The following is a 17891-nucleotide window of genomic DNA, read 5'->3' as shown; positions in this document are numbered from 1 at the left end:
TCCCCAATTCGGACCAGTGGTCGATCTCGCCTACACTCGGAAGCGTGCCTCGTGGTGATGGACGACTCAACCACGACCTGCTCCCCGGCGAAAAGGGCCCCCAGGACGCTTGCGGCGTCTTCGGTGTCTGGGCTCCGGGTGAAGAGGTCGCCAAGCTCACCTACTTCGGACTGTATGCACTGCAGCACCGCGGACAAGAGTCCGCGGGAATCGCTGTGAGCAACGGTTCCCAGATCCTCGTCTTCAAAGACATGGGCCTAGTTTCCCAAGTCTTCGACGAAACCTCTCTCGGCTCGCTCCAAGGTCATATCGCGGTCGGTCACGCCCGCTATTCGACCACCGGGGCCTCCGTCTGGGAGAACGCGCAGCCCACTTTCCGCGCGACCGCCCACGGCTCGATCGCCCTGGGTCACAACGGCAACCTGGTGAACACCGCCGAGCTCGCCGAGATGGTCGCCGACCTCCCCCGTCAGGACGGCCGTGCCACCCAGGTGGCCGCCACCAATGACACCGACCTGGTCACCGCCCTGCTCGCGGGGCAGACCGACGAGGACGGCAAGCCCCTGACGATCGAGGAGTCGGCCACCAAGGTCCTCCCGAAGGTCAAGGGCGCCTTCTCGCTCGTCTTCATGGACGAGGGAACCCTCTACACCGCGCGTGACCCGCAGGGCATCCGCCCGCTGGTCCTCGGCCGCCTGGAACGCGGCTGGGTGGTCGCGAGCGAGACCGCCGCCCTCGACATCTGCGGCGCCAGCTTCGTCCGCGAGGTCGAGCCGGGCGAGCTCATCGCGATCGACGAGAACGGTCTCCGGACCTCTCGATTCGCGGAAGCGAAGCCCAAGGGCTGTGTCTTCGAGTACGTCTACCTGGCGCGCCCTGACACCGACATCGCCGGCCGGAACGTCTACCTCTCGCGTGTCGAGATGGGCCGGCGCCTGGCCAAGGAAGCCCCGGTCGACGCCGACCTGGTGATAGCGACGCCGGAATCCGGCACGCCCGCCGCCGTCGGATACGCCGAGGCCAGCGGGATCCCGTACGGCTCCGGCCTGGTCAAGAACGCCTACGTCGGCCGGACCTTCATCCAGCCCTCGCAGACGATCCGCCAGCTCGGCATCCGTCTGAAGCTCAACCCCCTCAAGGAAGTCATCCGGGGCAAGCGCCTGGTGGTCGTCGACGACTCGATCGTCCGCGGCAACACCCAGCGCGCCCTGGTCAAGATGCTCCGCGAGGCCGGCGCGGCGGAGGTCCACATCCGGATCTCCTCGCCGCCGGTGAAGTGGCCGTGCTTCTTCGGCATCGACTTCGCCACCCGGGCCGAGCTGATCGCCAACGGCATGTCGGTCGACGAGATCGCCACGTCGCTCGGCGCGGACTCGCTCTCCTACATCTCGCTCGACGCGATGATCGAGGCGACCACCATCCAGAAGCCCAACCTCTGCCGTGCCTGCTTCGACGGCGAGTACCCGATGGAGCTGCCCGACCCGCAGCTCCTGGGCAAGCAGCTCCTGGAGACCGAGCTCGCGGGCGGCACGGACGCCGCCGACGCGCTCCGGCGGCCGTAAGCGTTCTTCGGTTTGGCCTGCTCAACCTGCGCTGGGCCCGTTCTTCGAGGCTTCTCCGGGGGCCCAGCACCACACGCAGTAACGACACGAAAGCTCTCTCCTGTCATGACAGAGAAGACCACCGGTGCCAGCTACGCAGCCGCAGGCGTGGACATCGAAGCGGGCGACCGCGCAGTCGAGCTGATGAAGGAGTGGGTGAAGAAGACGCAGCGCCCCGAGGTCCTCGGCGGCCTCGGCGGCTTCGCCGGCCTCTTCGACGCCTCCGCCCTCAAGCGCTACGAGCGCCCGCTGCTCGCCTCGGCCACCGACGGCGTCGGCACCAAGGTGGACATCGCCCGTCAGCTCGGCGTGTACGACACCATCGGCCACGACCTGGTCGCGATGGTCATGGACGACATCGTCGTCTGCGGCGCCGAGCCGCTCTTCATGACCGACTACATCTGCGTGGGCAAGGTCCACCCCGAGCGGGTCGCGGCCATCGTCAAGGGCATCGCCGAGGGCTGCGTCCTCGCCGGCTGCGCCCTGGTGGGCGGCGAGACCGCCGAGCACCCCGGCCTGCTGGGCCCGGACGACTTCGACGTGGCGGGCGCCGGCACCGGTGTCGTGGAGTACGACCGGCTGCTCGGCGCGGATCGCATCCGTACGGGTGACGCCGTCATCGCGATGGCATCGTCCGGCCTTCACTCGAACGGGTACTCGCTCGTCCGGCACGTCCTCTTCGACCGGGCCGGGATGTCCCTGGACCAGCACGTCGAGGATCTCGGCCGCACCCTGGGCGAGGAGCTCCTGGAGCCCACCAAGATCTACTCGCTCGACTGCATGGCACTCACCCGGACGGCCGAGGTGCACGCCTACTCGCACATCACCGGCGGCGGCCTCGCGGCGAACCTGGCCCGGGTCGTCCCGGACCACCTGCACGCCACGGTCGACCGTTCGACCTGGACCCCCGGCGCGGTCTTCGACCTGGTCGGCAAGGCCGGGCAGGTGGAGCAGCTGGAGCTGGAGAAGACCCTGAACATGGGCGTCGGCATGATGGCCGTGGTCCCGCAGGAGTCGGTGGACGTGGCCCTGACCGCGCTGGCCGACCGGGGCGTCGATGCCTGGGTCGCCGGCGAGATCCTGGACCGGGGCGACCACACCGAGGGCGCGACGCTGACCGGGTCCTACGCGGGCTGAGCAGCACGGAAACCCGGTCCGGGGCAATGCCCTGGACCGGGTTTCGATGTTTCGTCAGCTGACGCAGACCTGCTCTGCAGAAGGATCCGCGCGTCAAGCCCCGCGACGGTGCGCCGACGGACCGGACTCTTCGTCCTCGTCGTCGTCATCGCGGTTGTAGAGCTCCGCGTACCGAGCGTACGGGTCGTCCTCGTCCAGCTCGTCGTCGTCTACCTCGACCGGCTCGCTGACAGGCAGCGGTTCCGCGGTCGATGCGCCCAGCTCGTTGGCCAGACGCGACAAGTCAGTCCCGCCGCTGCTGTACTTCAGCTGGCGGGCGACCTTCGTCTGCTTGGCCTTTGCCCGGCCGCGCCCCATGGCTCGACCCCCTCGGTGACGGGGCTCGACGGCCCCAGAGTCTGACACGCGTTCATGGTTCGGAGCGGGCTCTCCGTGGAGAGACCGTCCGTAGGGGTTTAACGGTACCTGCTTCCGCGGCCATACGGTACGCCGCCCGCATGACGCGCCCCGGTGCAGAACCAACAAGGCGCCCCGTCCTCGCTGGTCAGCTGCGATTTTAACCTTTTCCCGGCGGGCGACCCGCCGAAGTGCAGTGAGTTCCGTCTCGCCGCACCCCGGCGGGTGCCTTCAGAGGTCCGCCAGGGGCCTAGAGCGCGCGGGCGGCGCGGGCGTCCGCCATCCGCTGCTCGGCGATCCGGTCGGCAGCGGCAGCCGGCGGAATGCCGTCCGCCTTCGCGCGAGCAAAGATTTCGAGCGTGGTGTCGAAGATCTTCGTGGCCTTGGCCTTGCAGCGGTCGAAGTCGAAGCCGTGCAGCTCGTCGGCGACCTGGATGACGCCGCCGGCGTTGACCACGTAGTCGGGCGCGTAGAGGATGCCGCGGTCCGCGAGATCCTTCTCGATGCCCGGGTGCGCGAGCTGGTTGTTCGCCGCACCGCAGACGACCTTGGCCGTGAGGGCGGGGACCGTCTCGTCGTTCAGGGCGCCGCCGAGCGCGCAGGGGGCGTAGATGTCCAGGCCCTCGACGCGGATGAGCGCGCCCGTGTCGGCGACCGCGGTGACCCTGCCCGGGTGCTTGTCGAGGATCCGGCGCACCGACTCCTCGCGCACATCCGTGATCACGACCTGGGCGCCGTCCTCCAGCAGGTGCTCGACCAGGTAGTGGCCGACCTTGCCGACGCCGGCCACGGCGACCTTGCGGTCGCGCAGGGTCGGGTCGCCCCACTGGTGCTGGGCGCTGGCGCGCATGCCCTGGAAGACGCCGAAGGCGGTGAGGACCGAGGAGTCGCCCGCGCCGCCGTTCTCGGGGGAGCGGCCGGTCGCCCAGCGGGTCTCGCGGGCCACGACGTCCATGTCGGCCACGTAGGTGCCGACGTCGCAGGCGGTCACGTAGCGGCCGCCGAGGGACTCCACGAACCGGCCGTAGGCCTGGAGGAGTTCCTCGCTCTTGATGACGTCCGGGTCGCCGATGATGACGGCCTTGCCGCCGCCGAGGTCGAGACCGGCGAGGGCGTTCTTGTACGACATGCCGCGCGAGAGGTTCAGCGCGTCGAGGACGGCCTCCTCGTCCGAGGCGTACGCGTGGAAGCGCGTACCGCCGAGGGCCGGGCCCAGGGCGGTGGAGTGGATCGCGATGACGGCCTTCAGGCCGGAGGCTCGGTCCTGGCACAGCACGACTTGCTCGTGGCCGCCCTGTTCCGTGCGGAACAGGGTGTGCAGGACGCCGTCGGTCATTTCGGTCACGGTGGTGACTCCCATGGAAGAGATGCGGCGGAAAGACGCCCGCCCTGCGGGTGGGGGAGGGCGTGCTGGGAGCAGCGTAAGACCTGCGGGCCCCGCATAGGCGTCCTGTCCGGGGATCGGAACACACTCGGAGTACGGGGCGCCCCGGGCCGGGCCGAGCGCGCCCCGGAGGTGAACCTGACCCTCAAAGAGGGGAGTACGAGAGCGTGAGCGAATCCCCCGATCCCCTGCTGCCGTCCGCGCGCTCGGCGCCGACCGTCCCGTACGCCTCCTACCTGCGCGTCTACGAGCCCCTGGCCGCCTTCGCGGAGCCGGAGCGCACGCACTGGGCCGCCTACGCCCGGCGCGGGGTGACTCCGACCGCCCAGGACGAACTGCGCAAGTCGCTCACCGACTTGGTACGGGTCCCCGTGGTGGGGGTGCCGGCGCACGAGAGCGCGGACGCCTTCACGGCGGAGGTGGACGGGGTGCTGCTGGTCTGCCCGTGGCGCACCCGGCTCCGCGGCTGGCTGGCGCTCGAGGAGCTGGTCGCGTCGTTCCCGCTTCCCGTGCTGGACGCGGCGCTCCCGCCGGGGACGCGCCGGCGGGCGGCCGAGGAGTACGAGCGCTGGCGCGAGCGGAACCCGGAGGCGCGCCCGTGGATCCGGACGGGCGTGTGGCAGATTCCGCTGCGCTGGTTCGTACTGGTGGCCGACGAGGAGCGCGAGTACGTCCCGGGCGAGCGGCTGCGCTACCGGACGCCGATGGTGCAGGCGCGGCGGCGGCTGGCCCGGGCGCTGCGGACCCTGCGCGACGCGGAGGGGTACGGAATGCTCGCCGAGGGGCTGGTGGAGGTCGGGAGCTGGCTGGAGGAGTTCCACCCGAGGTCGATGGTCGAACTGGACTACGGGGGACTGCTGCACGCGTTGCCGGCCGACCGGCTGGCGGCCGACCGGTCGGCCGGGGAGCTGGCGGCGGGGATCGCGGCCCTGCGGGCCGGCGACACGGAGGGGGCTTCCGAGGCGTACGGGGAGCTGGCGGAGCGGTGGCGGGCGGTCCGCGAGCGACTTTTCGCGAATTAGGCCGAAAGTGGTCTGTGTGGCTTTTTTCGCACCCCGGGGTCGCGTACGTACTGTGGCGTATGGGTCGATTGGCCAATACTGGCTGATCAGAGCCCTGATCGTGAGATTTGGGACGTAGTGCCAGGACCTACGTCCCGATACGGGCCATTGGCCCAAGCGTGACGGACCGCACTAACTACACCCTTGCGCCCTTCCCCTACCCTCGTGCCAAAATAGGACAAGGAGTCCGGGGAGGGTTCCTTCCGCCCAACTAAGGGCGGAATGCTCGGCATTGCGCTCTACGGGGGGTCTGACGGCTCCTGATCGCTCTGTGACTGATCGTCACAGTGGGGTGACTGTCCGTTATGGGACGGTCCATCGGCTTCCGCCGCTGATGAACACCTCGGAGGGCAATTCCGTCGGTTTGGCCGTCGAGGCTGGACGGATGGTGTAGTTGTAGTGCCGAGGACAAGCCGTTCGTCCTATAACCGACTCGGCCCGCGTATGTCCATTTCGGGCAACGCGGGCCAAGGTGCAGAATTTAGAGGAAAGAACCGAGATGGTTCGGTTCTCCCGAGGAGGCCGCTCATGACCGCTCGCACCCCTGATGCCGAGCCGCTGCTGACCCCGGCTGAGGTTGCCACGATGTTCCGCGTGGACCCGAAGACGGTCACCCGCTGGGCCAAGGCTGGCAAGCTCACGTCCATCCGCACCCTGGGTGGACACCGCCGATACCGCGAGGCCGAGGTTCGCGCACTGCTCGCGGGAATTCCGCAGCAGCGCAGCGAGGCCTGAGGTCGCGTAAACACCCCGCTTTAACGGGTCTATATCGGGTCCCCCAATCCGATGAAACCCACATAGCTTCATGCGACGGAGCCTGCCCCAACAGGTTCCGGTCGTCCGATCGCGCTGGACTCCGCCGGGTCCAGCGCGATCTTTTTTATGCCCAGGTCAGGGCGGTGCAGGACGGCCGCGCGGGCCCCTGCAAGGGGGGTGCCATTGCACATATTAAATCGAGCGGGCGTAGGGATGCGATAAAAGTAGGAGTTTCAAAAACTCGTACGGTGACTCCCGTCACAGATGATCACTCTTGTACATCCGGTAATGCACCCGTAAAGGGGACGTTCCGTGCGGTGCGCATCATGCGAACGGGGGATTCTGTGCGACCGCCGCAGTTGCGGTGGCCGGGCGCATTCCACGGGACGTCCGCCGCAGGTCCGGGGGCTTGCGGAGGTGGTGACGTGGACGGGAGCCGTGGACGGGCCGCGGGGGCCCCGGGCGGGCCCACCGGCGACGCGGGCGGCCCACGGGCCTCGTACCGCCCTCGGACGCCCTCGGGCGGGCCCCAACGCCCCGAGGCGGCGGGTGTTGGCCCGCCAACGCGTCAGGGCCCGCATCCCCTGGGGGATGCGGGCCCTGACGTTTCTGCGAACCTGACGGGACTTGAACCCGCGACCTCCACCTTGACAGGGTGGCGAGCTAACCAACTGCTCCACAGGTCCTTGATTTGCTGCCGCTCGGCGGCTGCGAATCAGACTGTACCGCAGCTCAGGGGGTGCCGTCGAACCGGAGCACCCGGCCGGTCACGGGGCCGCCGCATCCACCGCCTTCACGATCCGCTTGTCGGAGATCGGGTACGCCGTCCCGAGGGCGTGCGCGAAGTAGCTGACCCGCAGCTCCTCGATCATCCAGCGGATGTCGGTGACCGTCGCCGGCACCGGCCGTCCCTTCGGCAGCTGCTCAAGCAGCCACGCGTACTCGTCCTGCATCTCGTGGACCTTCTCCATGCGCGTGGTGTCGCGCTGGACGCCCGTGGGCATCTGCTGGAGCCGCCGGTCCGCCGCCACCAGGTAGCGCATCAGGTCCGGCAGCCTGCGCAGCCCGGTGAGCGTGACGAAGCCGGCCGGCATGAGGGCCGCCAGCTGCGCCTTGACGTCCTGGATGTTGGCGACCAGGGCGAGGCTGCTCGTGGCCTTCAGACGGCGCTCACAGGCCTGCCAGGCGGCCAGCACCTGCTGGACCTGGCTCACCGTCCGCACGGTCGTGTCCACGAGGTCGGCGCGGACCGCCTCGTAGAGCCTGTGGAAGCCCGCCTCGTCCCACGCGGGGCCGCCGTGGTCCGCGATCAGCTTGTCCGTCGCCGCGGTCGCGCAGTCGTCGAACAGCGCCTGGATGGAGCCGTGCGGGTTCCTGGACAGGGCGAGCTTCTGCTGGTTGCTCAGGTGGTCCGAGGCGAACTTCGCGGGGTTCACCGGGATGTTCAGCAGGATGAGGCGCCGGGTGCCCAGCCACATCGCCTGCTGCTGCTCGGCCTCGGTGTCGAAGAGCCGTACGGACACGGTCGCGCCCTCGTCGACCAGCGCGGGGTAGGCCTTCACCGGCTGGCCGGCCCGCCGGGTCTCGAAGACCCGGGTCAGCGTGCCGATGGTCCAGTCGGTCAGCCCGGTCCGCTCCACCGACTCCCCGCCCGCCCGTTCGGCGGTGGCCGCGGCGGCCTTGGACAGGGCCTGGCGGGCCTTCGGCTTCAGCTTCAGCCGCAGCGCCTCCAGGTCCTTGTCCTCGGCGAGGTTCTTGCGTCGCTCGTCGACGATCCGGAAGGTGATCTTCAGGTGGTCCGGGATCCGGCCGAGGTCGAAGTCCTCGGCCGAGACCGGGACTCCGACCATCCGCTGGAGCTCGCGCGCCAGCGTGACGGGCAGCGGCTCCTGCAGGGGCACCGCCGTGTCCAGGAAGCGGGTCGCGAAGTTCGGCGCGGGCACGTAGTGCCGGCGGATCGGCTTCGGCAGCGAGCGGATCAGCTCGGTGACGACCTCCTCGCGCAGGCCCGGGATCTGCCAGTCGAAGCCCTCGTCGGTGACCTGGTTGAGCACCTGGAGCGGGATGTGGACGGTCACGCCGTCCGCGTCCGCGCCCGGCTCGAACTGGTAGGTCACCCGGAACTTCAGCTGGCCCTGCCGCCAGGAGTCCGGGTAGTCGGCCTTGGTGACCCCGGCCGCCTTCTCGGTCAGCAGCATCTCCCGCTCGAAGTCGAGGAGTTCGGGCTCCTCGCGCTTCTTGTGCTTCCACCAGGAGTCGAAGTGCGCCCCGGAGACCACGTGCGGCGGGATCTTCTGGTCGTAGAAGTCGAAGAGGGTCTCGTCGTCCACCACGATGTCGCGGCGCCGGGCCCGGTTCTCCAGCTCCTCCACCTCGGTGAGGAGCTTGCGGTTGTCGGCGTAGAACTTGTGGTGGGTGCGCCAGTCGCCCTCGACCAGCGCGTTGCGGATGAACAGCTCGCGCGAGACCTCGGGGTCGATCCGGCCGTAGTTGATCTTCCGCTGGGCGACGATCGGGACGCCGTACAGCGTGACCTTCTCGTACGCCATCACGGCCGCCTGGTCCTTCTCCCAGTGCGGCTCGCTGTACGTGCGCTTGATCAGGTGCTGGGCCAGCGGCTCCACCCACTCGGGCTCCACCTTGGCGTTCACCCGGGCCCACAGCCGCGAGGTCTCCACCAGCTCGGCCGACATCACGAACTTCGGCTGCTTCTTGAAGAGCGAGGAGCCCGGGAAGATCGCGAACTTCGCCGACCGGGCCCCGAGGTACTCGTTCTTGTCGGTGTCCTTGAGCCCGATGTGGGACAGCAGGCCGGCCAGCAGCGAGACGTGGATGACCTGCTCGGGGGCATCGGCCTCGTTGACGTGGATGCCCATGGTCTTGGCGACCGTGCGCAGCTGCGAGTAGATGTCCTGCCACTCGCGGATGCGCAGGAAGTTCAGGTACTCCTGCTTGCACATCCGGCGGAACGAGGAGGAGCCGCGCTCCTTCTGCTGCTCGCGGACGTAGCGCCACATGTTCAGGTACGAGAGGAAGTCGCTGGTCTCGTCCTTGAAGCGGGCGTGGTTCTGGTCGGCCTGCGTCTGCTTGTCCGAGGGCCGCTCGCGCGGGTCCTGGATGGACAGGGCCGCCGCGATGACCATGACCTCGCGGACGCAGTTGTTCTTGTCGGCCTCGATGACCATGCGGGCGAGGCGGGGGTCCACCGGGAGCTGGGAGAGCTGGCGGCCCATCGGGGTGAGCCGCTTCTTGGGATCCTTCTCGGCCGGGTCGAGCGCCCCGAGCTCCTGGAGGAGCTGCACGCCGTCGCGGATGTTGCGGTGGTCCGGCGGGTCGATGAAGGGGAACTTCTCGATCTCGCCGAGGCCGGCCGCGGTCATCTGGAGGATGACGGAGGCCAGGTTCGTGCGCAGGATCTCGGCGTCGGTGAACTCCGGGCGGGCGTTGAAGTCGTCCTCGGAGTACAGCCGGATGCAGATGCCGTCGGAGGTACGGCCGCAGCGGCCCTTGCGCTGGTTGGCGCTGGCCTGCGAGATCCGCTCGATCGGCAGGCGCTGGACCTTGGTGCGGTGGCTGTAGCGGGAGATCCGGGCGGTGCCCGGGTCGATCACGTACTTGATGCCCGGGACGGTCAGGGAGGTCTCGGCGACGTTCGTGGCGAGGACGATCCGGCGGCCGGTGTGCTGCTGGAAGACGCGGTGCTGCTCGGCGTGCGAGAGGCGCGCGTAGAGGGGGAGCACCTCGGTGAAGCGGAGGTTCCGTTTGTTCAGGGCGTCCGCCGTGTCGCGGATCTCGCGCTCGCCGGAGAGGAAGACCAGGACGTCGCCCGCGCCCTCGGACTGGAGCTCGTCCACGGCCTCGCAGATCGCGGTGATCTGGTCGCGGTCGGAATCCTCGGAGTCCTCTTCCAGGAGGGGCCGGTAGCGGACCTCCACCGGATACGTCCGCCCGCTGACCTCGACGATGGGCGCGTCGCCGAAGTGCCGGGAGAAGCGCTCGGGGTCGATGGTCGCCGAGGTGATGACGACCTTCAGGTCGGGGCGCTTCGGCAGTAGCGTGGCCAGGTAGCCGAGCAGGAAGTCGATGTTCAGCGACCGCTCGTGGGCTTCGTCGATGATGATCGTGTCGTAGGCGCGCAGCTCGCGGTCCGTCTGGATCTCGGCGAGCAGGATGCCGTCCGTCATCAGCTTCACGAAGGTCGCGTCCTGGTCCACCTGGTCGGTGAACCGGACCTTCCAGCCGACGGTCCGGCCGATCTCGGACTTCAGCTCCTCGGCGATGCGCTCCGCGACGGTGCGCGCCGCGAGCCGGCGGGGCTGCGTGTGCCCGATCATGCCGCGGACGCCGCGGCCCAGCTCCATGCAGATCTTGGGGATCTGCGTGGTCTTGCCGGACCCGGTCTCACCGGCGACGATCACGACCTGGTGGTCGCGTATCGCCTCGGCGATCTCGTCCTTCTTCTGGCTGACGGGCAGGTTCTCGGGATACGTGACCTCCGGCATCCGCGAGGCACGGCCGGCCAGTCGCTCGGCGGCCTTCGCGGCCTCCGCGGCGATCTCGTCGAGCACGGCCTGCTTGGCCTCGGGCTTGCGGATACGGCGGGCGCCTTCGAGGCGGCGGCCGAGGCGGTGCGCGTCACGGAGGGAGATCTCACCGAGAAGCGTCTGCAGGGCGGCGAAGGAAGTAGACATACCTGATCGAGGATCTCACCTGGGCCCTCCGGGTGGCGAACGCATTTGTCGGGCGGACCCGTACCATTTCGGGACGACTCAGTCGGCCGTACGTATGAGAGGCAGCCCACCTTGTCCCGCCCGCACCGATTGGCCTGCGCCGCTCTGACGGTGTGGGCCGGCCTGGTGGCGGCCGTTCTCGCGGTGGTGCTCCCGGCTGCGGCCGCTCCCGGCGGGGCCGGCCCGTCGGCGGGCCCGGCGGCCGCCGTCTCGGTGAAGGCCCTGCCACGGGCCCAGGCGCCGGCCTGGGCGGAGGCTTCGGCCCCGGGATCCGCCCCGGGATCCGCCCCGGGATCCGCCCCGGGATCCGCCCCGGGATCCGCCCCGGGATCCGCCCCGGGACCCGTCCGGCTCGTGGACCCGAGCCCGGCCCCGGCCGCCTCCTCCGGCGGCGGTGGCCCGGCCTGTGCCCCCGGGTCCGCCGATCACGGCGGGCTCCCCGCCGTCCCGGCCCGGGCCGGGGGCGAGCACGCGCACGTACCGCCGGCGCGGCCGGTGCCCGAGGGGGCGCGGCCGTACGCGGCGATGCCCGTACGGGTCCCCGTGCGCGGTCCCGACCGGCCGGCGCCCGGCCCGGTGGAGCTGTCCGTGATGCGGGTCTAGGAGGGCCGCTCCCCACCGGTCCGCCTCGCCACCCGCCCCACTGGAGCACCCGCATGTCCTCTTCTTCCTCCCGTTCCTCCTCCCGCAAGCCCCTCCTGTACGCCGCCGGGGTCGCCGTCGCCGCGCTCACCCTCGGCCTCGTCTCCTGGCAGGCCACCGCCCCCGCCGGGAAGAGCTCCGCCGGCTCCTCCGCCACGGCCGCGCCCCGGACCGACCCCGCCGCCGAACTCAAGGCACTGGCCCGACGCGAGGCCGGCGACAAGCTCGCCCTCGGCCGCCCGGACGCGCCCGTCGTGCTCATCGAGTACTCCGACTTCAAGTGCGGCTACTGCGGCAAGTTCGCCCGGGACACCGAACCCGAACTGGTGAAGAAGTACGTCGAGGACGGCACCCTGCGCATCGAGTGGCGCAACTTCCCGATCTTCGGCGCCGACTCCGAGGCCGCCGCCAAGGCCGCCTGGGCGGCCGGGCAGCAGGACCGGTTCACCGCCTTCCACGCGGCCGCGTACGCCGACGGCGCGAAGGAGAAGGGCTTCGCCGGGCCCCGGCTCGAGGAGCTGGCCCGCGAGGCCGGGGTCCCCGACCTGGAGCGCTTCAAGGCGGACATGGCCGGCGAGCGGGCCGCGGCGGCCCTGCGGAAGGACCAGGAGGAGGGCTACCGCATCGGCGTCACCTCCACCCCGTCCTTCCTGCTCAACGGCAAGCCGATCGCGGGCGCCCAGCCCCTCGGCGCCTTCACGGCCGCCATCGCCGAGGCCAAGGCCGCGGCGGCGAAGCAGTGACCGGCATCGGATACCTGGCCGCCCTGCTGGGCGGCCTGCTCGCGCTGCTCAGCCCGTGCAGCGCGCTGCTCCTGCCGGCCTTCTTCGCGTACTCGATCGACTCCGCCTCCCGGCTGCTGGCGCGCACCGGGATCTTCTACGCGGGCCTCGCGAGCACGCTCGTACCGCTGGGGGCGGCCGGCTCGTACGCCGGACGGTTCTTCCACAGCAACCGCGACCAGCTCGTCCTCGCCGGCGGCTGGCTGATCATCGCGCTCGGGCTCGCGCAGATCCTGGGCCTGGGCTTCGCCCCGAAGCGGATCTCGGAGCTGTCGGGCCGGATCCGGCCGACCACCGCCCTGTCGGTGTACGCGCTCGGCGCGGTCTACGGGCTGGCCGGCTTCTGCGCCGGCCCGATCCTCGGCAGCGTCCTGACGGTCGCGGCGGTCAGCGGCAGCCCCGTCTACGGTGGCCTGCTGCTGGCGGTCTACGCGCTGGGGATGGCCGTGCCGCTCTTCCTGCTGGCCCTGCTGTGGGAGCGGTTCGAGCTGGGCAAGCGGCGCTGGCTGCGCGGGCGGGCCTTCGCGGTGGGCCGCTTCGAGCTGCACACCAGCTCGCTCCTGTCCGGGCTGTTCTTCATCACCCTGGGCGCGCTGTTCCTCGTCTACGACGGGGCGAGCGCGCTGCCCGGGCTGCTGGACGTGAACGACTCGTTCGCCGTGGAGCAGTGGGTCGGCTCCGTGGCGGACGCGGTCCCGGACCGGGTGCTGCTCGGGCTGGTCGCGGCGGGCGCTTCGGCCGTCGGAGTAGTGCAGTGGCGCCGCAGGGCGCGGACGGCGGCGGAGGCCGAGGGGGAGTGACCACAGAAGGCCCCGTCCGATGGACGGGGCCTTCTTGATGGTGGCTGGGGCCGGGGTCGAACCGGCGACCTATCGCTTTTCAGGCGATCGCTCGTACCAACTGAGCTACCCAGCCACGAAACCGTTTCCGGCTTCAGCGATCCTGACGGGACTTGAACCCGCGACCTCCACCTTGACAGGGTGGCGAGCTAACCAACTGCTCCACAGGACCTTGCAGTGTGCGAGACCAAGTCTTGCACACGGTAATGCGTACCCCCAACGGGATTCGAACCCGTGCTACCGCCTTGAAAGGGCGGCGTCCTGGGCCACTAGACGATGAGGGCTAAAGGCCCGCCGGGCACTTCTTCAGCGCGTCGGGGACGTGAGAAGCATATGGGATCCGGGGAGCTATCGCCAAAACGGTTTCTCCCCCGCAAGCGGGAGGCGCCCCCACCGGAGGGACAATGACCGGGTGCTGGAGATGACGCGCGAGGAGTTCGAAGAGCTCGTCGCAGAGGCGCTGGACCGGATCCCGCCGGAGCTGACGCGGCTGATGGACAACGTGGCGGTGTTCGTCGAGGACGAGCCGCCCGCCGACGACCCCGAGCTTCTGGGGCTGTACGAGGGCACTCCGCTGACGGACCGCGGCGAGTGGTACGCCGGGGTGCTGCCGGACCGGATCACCATCTACCGGAATCCCACGCTCCGGATGTGTGAGGACCGGGAGAGCGTGGTCGTGGAGACGGAGGTCACCGTGGTGCACGAGATCGCCCACCACTTCGGGATCGACGACGACCGGCTGCACGCACTGGGGTACGGGTGACCCGGCCGGTCCCCGGGGCCGAGGCGATCGACCCGGACGTCGACCTGCACGTTCCCGCGCAGCGCGGCGAACCGCAGGGCCGGGTGCTCGTGGCGGTGGCGGCGGGCGGTGCCGTCGGGGCCGCCGCCCGGTACGGGATCGCCCTGCTGTGGCCGGCGGGGACCGGGGCCTTCCCGTGGGCGACCTTCTGGATCAACACGTCCGGGTGCGCGCTGATCGGCGTACTGATGGTGCTGATCGGGGAGGGCGGTCGGACCTCGCCCCATCCGCTGCTGCGCCCCTTCGCCGGGGTCGGCGTGCTGGGCGGCTTCACCACCTTCTCCACCTACGCGGTGGACGTCTCGCGGCTCCTCGACGAGGGGGAGGCGGGGACCGCGCTGGCCTACGCCGGGCTCACGGTGACCGCGGCGCTGGGCGCGGTGTGGGCGGCGGCCTCGGTCACCCGGCTCGCGGTCGGGGACGGCGGCGGCCGGCGGCCGGGCCGGGCCGCCCGGTGAACTGGCTGCTCGTGGTGGCGGGCGCGGTCGTCGGGGCGCCCTTGCGCTATCTGACGGACCGTGCGGTCCAGGCGCGGCGCGATTCCCTCTTCCCGTGGGGCACCTTCGTGGTCAATGCGGCGGCCTGCCTGCTGATCGGGTTCCTGACCGGCGCTCTGCTGGCGGGGGCGTCCTCCTCGCGGCTGCAGCTGCTGCTGGGGACGGGGCTGTGCGGGGCGCTGAGCACGTACTCGACGTTCTCGTACGAGACGCTGCGGCTGGCCGAGCGCGGCCGGGGGTTCCTGGCGGCGGCGAACGCGGTGCTGTCGGTGCTGGTCGGGCTGGGCGCGGTGCGCCTCGGGTCGCAGGTGGCGGAGCGGCTGTTCGGCTGAGGGCGTGTCCCTTGCGGGTCAAAGGGAGTTGGGCACATTGACCCGCTCATGCGGACTCTCACCCTCAGGCTCCGGAGGTGCCCCCGTGCGCCAGTTGTCCGCTTCCCTCCGACTGGCCGTCACCGCGCTCGCGGTCGCGGCGACGGCCGGCTGCATGAGTGTCGGCGAGGACGCGGCGCAGCCCGGTCCCTCCTCCTCGGCGGACCGCCGGGCCGGCGCCGAGGCGGGCGCGTCCTCCGGGCGGGGTTCCGGGGTGCACGGCAACGGGCATGGAATGAAGGACGGGACGGGGACCCAGGGCGGCAAGCCCAAGGAGGACGGCAAGGCCTCCGGCGCGACCGGGGCCTCGCCCAGTCCGGGCGCGCCGAGCGGTCAGCCGGGCGTCCCCGTGCCGTCGGCGGGGCCGGGCGGCGGAGCGGGCGGCCAGGGCCCGCAGGAACCCCCGGCGGGCGGTCCGGGCGGCTCCGCCGGATCGGGTGGCTCCGGGGCCTCCGGCGGCTCTGGCGGATCGGGCGGCTCCGGGGGTGGGCAGCCGCCGGCCACCCCGACCCCGCAGCCGCCGGCCACGACTCCCCCTGTGACGGAACCCACGCCGGAGCCGCCGAGTCCGCAGCCCGAGCCCACGACCCAGCCGGCGCCGCAGCCGTAGGGTCCGCAGCGGGTTCCGGGGTCGGGCGGGCTGTGCAGGGACAGGACGTCTTCGCAGGTCAGAGGCCTTTCGATCGGAGTGACTTGCCAGACCCCGGGGAGGGTGCGTATGGTTATAGATCGTTTGATCCCATTGCCCGGCGCCGAATCCGAAGAGCGCCGTGTGGCGCGTACTCTCCCTAGCCGTGGCTGACCGCATTGAGGCGGTCGATTTGCGATTCACGGAGTTTGGGCGCGTGCCGAGACTCCGGAAGGTTTCGCATTTCGCATGTCCATTTCCAGTTCTGACCGTTCCGTCATGCCCGAGAACGACTCCAACGAGATCGTCGACGCCGAGGCCCTTGTGGTCACCGAGGCCATCGAGGCCGCAGAGGCCGACGAGATCATCGAGGCCCTTGAGGCCGACGTGACGAACGGTGAGTCCATCGAGGACTCCATCGACACCGACACCGACTTCGACGGTGACGACCACGCCGACGCCGAGCCCTCGATCACCTTCGGAGACCTCGGTCTGCCGGACGGCATCGTGCGCAAGCTCGCCCAGAACGGCGTCACCGCCCCCTTCCCGATCCAGGCCGCGACCATCCCGGACGCCCTGGCCGGCAAGGACATCCTCGGCCGTGGCCGCACCGGCTCCGGCAAGACCCTCTCCTTCGGTCTGCCGACCCTGGCCTCCCTGGCCGGCGGCCACACCGAGAAGAAGAAGCCCCGCGCGATCATCCTCACGCCGACCCGTGAGCTCGCGATGCAGGTCGCGGACGCCCTCCAGCCCTACGGCGACGTGCTCGGCCTGAAGATGAAGGTCGTCTGCGGCGGCACCTCCATGAGCAACCAGATCTACGCTCTGGAGCGCGGTGTCGACGTCCTCGTCGCCACCCCGGGCCGTCTGCGCGACATCATCAACCGCGGCGCCTGCTCCCTCGAGAACGTCAAGATCGCCGTCCTCGACGAGGCCGACCAGATGGCCGACCTGGGCTTCCTGCCCGAGGTCACCGAGCTGCTCGACCAGATCCCCGGCGGCGGTCAGCGCATGCTCTTCTCCGCCACCATGGAGAACGAGATCGGCACCCTGGTCAAGCGCTACCTGTCCAACCCCGTCACGCACGAGGTCGACAGCGCCCAGGGCAATGTGACGACCATGACGCACCACGTCCTCGTCGTGAAGCCGAAGGACAAGGCGCCGGTCACGGCCGCCATCGCCGCCCGCAAGGGCCGCACCATCATCTTCGTCCGCACCCAGCTGGGCGCCGACCGCATCGCCGAGCAGCTCGTCGAGGCCGGCGTGAAGGCCGACGCGCTGCACGGCGGCATGACGCAGGGTGCCCGTACCCGCGTCCTCGCCGACTTCAAGGACGGCTACGTCAACGCGCTCGTCGCGACCGACGTCGCCGCCCGCGGCATCCACGTCGACGGCATCGACCTGGTCCTGAACGTGGACCCGGCCGGCGACCACAAGGACTACCTGCACCGTTCGGGCCGTACCGCCCGTGCCGGCAAGTCGGGCGTCGTGGTCTCCCTCGCCCTGCCGCACCAGCGCCGCCAGATCTTCCGCCTGATGGAGGATGCGGGCGTCGACGCCTCGCGCCACATCGTCCAGGGCGCCGGCGCCTTCGAGCCGGAGGTCGCCGAGATCACCGGTGCCCGTTCGCTGACCGAGGTCCAGGCCGACTCCGCGAACAATGCCGCCAAGCAGGCCGAGCGCGAGGTCGCCGAGCTCACCAAGCAGCTGGAGCGCCTGTCGCGCCGTGCCGTCGAGCTCCGCGAGGAGGCCGACCGCCTGGTCGCCCGCTCCGCCCGTGAGCGCGGCGAGGACCCGGAGGCCGCTGTCGCCGAGGTGGCCGAGGCCGCCGAGGCCGAGGTCGCGGCTGCTGCTGCCGCCGCTGCCGCCGAGCTGGCCGCGCAGGAGCGCCGCGAGGAGCAGCGCGCCCAGCGCGACGACCGCGGCAACTTCGAGCGTCGCGACAACCGCGGTGACCGCGGTGGCGACCGTGGCGGCTTCCGTGGTGGCGACCGCGGCGACCGCGGCGGCCGTCCGTCCGGTGGCTTCAACCGCGACGACCGCGGTGGCGACCGTGGTGGCGAGCGTGGCGGCTTCCGCCGTGACGACCGTCCGTCGGGTGGCTTCCGCTCCGGTGGCGACCGTCCGTCCGGTGGTGGCTTCCGTCGCGACGACCGTCCCTCGGGTGGCTTCAACCGCGACGACCGCGGTGGCGACCGTGGTGGCGAGCGTGGCGGCTTCCGCCGTGACGACCGTCCGTCGGGTGGCTTCCGCTCCGGTGGCGAC

The 17891-nt window shown here is 70.6% G+C and carries 15 protein-coding genes and 4 tRNA genes; 12 read left to right on the top strand and 7 right to left on the bottom strand.

What is annotated here, in order from left to right:
• The first annotated feature begins 44 nt into the window (after window positions 1-44).
• Together purF and purM are read left to right on the top strand one after the other, a co-directional pair.
• Window positions 45-1562, top strand: coding sequence for an amidophosphoribosyltransferase (purF, locus tag PV721_RS13630; RefSeq protein WP_319723735.1), 1518 nt, complete (start codon window positions 45-47; stop codon window positions 1560-1562).
• 105 nt (window positions 1563-1667) lie between these two features.
• Window positions 1668-2738, top strand: a complete 1071-nt coding sequence (gene purM / locus PV721_RS13625) for a phosphoribosylformylglycinamidine cyclo-ligase (protein ID WP_319723733.1) — start codon at window positions 1668-1670, stop codon at window positions 2736-2738.
• A gap of 93 nt (window positions 2739-2831) precedes the next feature.
• Here purM and PV721_RS13620 read toward each other — a convergent pair whose 3' ends face one another.
• Together PV721_RS13620 and PV721_RS13615 are read right to left on the bottom strand one after the other, a co-directional pair.
• Window positions 2832-3095, bottom strand: coding sequence for a DUF3073 domain-containing protein (locus PV721_RS13620; RefSeq protein ID WP_319723731.1), 264 nt, complete (start codon window positions 3093-3095; stop codon window positions 2832-2834).
• A 289-nt stretch (window positions 3096-3384) separates the two neighbouring features.
• Window positions 3385-4479, bottom strand: a complete 1095-nt coding sequence (locus PV721_RS13615; protein WP_319723729.1) for a Leu/Phe/Val dehydrogenase — start codon at window positions 4477-4479, stop codon at window positions 3385-3387.
• 206 nt (window positions 4480-4685) lie between these two features.
• Between PV721_RS13615 and PV721_RS13610 the strand changes: the two genes are divergently transcribed.
• The gene (locus PV721_RS13610; protein ID WP_319723727.1) at window positions 4686-5540 is read left to right on the top strand and encodes a hypothetical protein; all 855 of its coding nucleotides are present in this window, start codon (window positions 4686-4688) and stop codon (window positions 5538-5540) included.
• A 567-nt stretch (window positions 5541-6107) separates the two neighbouring features.
• A complete protein-coding gene (gene bldC, locus PV721_RS13605) occupies window positions 6108-6314 on the top strand; it encodes a developmental transcriptional regulator BldC (RefSeq protein ID WP_003949541.1) in 207 nt (68 codons plus the stop codon).
• Between the two features lie 633 nt (window positions 6315-6947).
• Here the strand turns inward: bldC and PV721_RS13600 are convergent.
• Window positions 6948-7021 (bottom strand) — tRNA-Asp (locus tag PV721_RS13600).
• Between the two features lie 81 nt (window positions 7022-7102).
• Window positions 7103-11026 (bottom strand): ATP-dependent RNA helicase HrpA, encoded by a 3924-nt coding sequence (hrpA, locus tag PV721_RS13595; protein ID WP_319723725.1) that lies wholly within the window; start codon window positions 11024-11026, stop codon window positions 7103-7105.
• Between the two features lie 111 nt (window positions 11027-11137).
• Between hrpA and PV721_RS13590 the strand changes: the two genes are divergently transcribed.
• Genes PV721_RS13590 through PV721_RS13580 form a run of 3 tightly spaced genes read left to right on the top strand, consistent with a single transcriptional unit; the run spans window position 11138 to window position 13289 of the window.
• Window positions 11138-11668 carry a hypothetical protein gene (locus tag PV721_RS13590; protein WP_319723722.1) on the top strand — a complete coding sequence of 177 codons (531 nt, stop codon included), beginning with the start codon at window positions 11138-11140 and terminating at the stop codon, window positions 11666-11668.
• A 53-nt stretch (window positions 11669-11721) separates the two neighbouring features.
• Window positions 11722-12450: a DsbA family protein gene (locus PV721_RS13585; protein ID WP_319723719.1), complete on the top strand. Its 729-nt coding sequence runs from the start codon at window positions 11722-11724 to the stop codon at window positions 12448-12450.
• A complete protein-coding gene (locus PV721_RS13580) occupies window positions 12447-13289 on the top strand; it encodes a cytochrome c biogenesis CcdA family protein (protein ID WP_319723717.1) in 843 nt (280 codons plus the stop codon). Before PV721_RS13585 ends, PV721_RS13580 begins: the two co-directional genes overlap by 4 nt.
• Window positions 13290-13327: 38 nt before the next feature.
• On the opposite strand, the gene PV721_RS13575 is transcribed toward PV721_RS13580, so the two are convergent.
• The 3 genes from PV721_RS13575 to PV721_RS13565 all read right to left on the bottom strand — a co-directional run bounded on the left by PV721_RS13575 (window position 13328) and on the right by PV721_RS13565 (window position 13612).
• A tRNA-Phe gene (locus PV721_RS13575) sits at window positions 13328-13404 on the bottom strand.
• Window positions 13405-13426: 22 nt separating this feature from the next.
• Window positions 13427-13500: transfer RNA gene (locus PV721_RS13570), tRNA-Asp, on the bottom strand.
• A gap of 39 nt (window positions 13501-13539) precedes the next feature.
• Window positions 13540-13612 (bottom strand) — tRNA-Glu (locus PV721_RS13565).
• A gap of 128 nt (window positions 13613-13740) precedes the next feature.
• Between PV721_RS13565 and PV721_RS13560 the strand changes: the two genes are divergently transcribed.
• The 5 genes from PV721_RS13560 to PV721_RS13540 all read left to right on the top strand — a co-directional run.
• Window positions 13741-14091: a metallopeptidase family protein gene (locus tag PV721_RS13560; protein WP_319723715.1), complete on the top strand. Its 351-nt coding sequence runs from the start codon at window positions 13741-13743 to the stop codon at window positions 14089-14091.
• Window positions 14088-14588: a CrcB family protein gene (locus PV721_RS13555; RefSeq protein ID WP_319723713.1), complete on the top strand. Its 501-nt coding sequence runs from the start codon at window positions 14088-14090 to the stop codon at window positions 14586-14588. Before PV721_RS13560 ends, PV721_RS13555 begins: the two co-directional genes overlap by 4 nt.
• Window positions 14585-14959 (top strand): fluoride efflux transporter CrcB, encoded by a 375-nt coding sequence (crcB, locus tag PV721_RS13550; protein WP_319723710.1) that lies wholly within the window; start codon window positions 14585-14587, stop codon window positions 14957-14959. The genes PV721_RS13555 and crcB overlap by 4 nt, the downstream gene beginning before the upstream one ends.
• 85 nt (window positions 14960-15044) lie before the next feature.
• Window positions 15045-15608, top strand: a complete 564-nt coding sequence (locus PV721_RS13545) for a hypothetical protein (RefSeq protein ID WP_319723708.1) — start codon at window positions 15045-15047, stop codon at window positions 15606-15608.
• 297 nt (window positions 15609-15905) lie between these two features.
• A partial coding sequence (locus PV721_RS13540; RefSeq protein ID WP_319723706.1) for a DEAD/DEAH box helicase occupies window positions 15906-17891 on the top strand: 1986 nt, incomplete at its 3' end.

It is taken from the genome of Streptomyces sp. MB09-01, from assembly GCF_033794505.1.
Taxonomy (GTDB): domain Bacteria; phylum Actinomycetota; class Actinomycetes; order Streptomycetales; family Streptomycetaceae; genus Streptomyces.
The sequence above is the reverse complement of the archived record's forward strand: the minus strand, read 5'-3'. Positions and strand labels throughout refer to the sequence as shown.

Bases quoted from the DNA above. Each gene is read 5' to 3' on its own strand.
- PV721_RS13585 (WP_319723719.1), top strand. From the start codon at position 11,722: ATGTCCTCTTCTTCCTCCCGTTCCTCCTCCCGCAAGCCCCTCCTGTAC.
- hrpA (WP_319723725.1), bottom strand. From the start codon at position 11,026: ATGTCTACTTCCTTCGCCGCCCTGCAGACGCTTCTCGGTGAGATCTCC.
- PV721_RS13620 (WP_319723731.1), bottom strand. From the start codon at position 3,095: ATGGGGCGCGGCCGGGCAAAGGCCAAGCAGACGAAGGTCGCCCGCCAG.
- purM (WP_319723733.1), top strand. From the start codon at position 1,668: ATGACAGAGAAGACCACCGGTGCCAGCTACGCAGCCGCAGGCGTGGAC.
- bldC (WP_003949541.1), top strand. From the start codon at position 6,108: ATGACCGCTCGCACCCCTGATGCCGAGCCGCTGCTGACCCCGGCTGAG.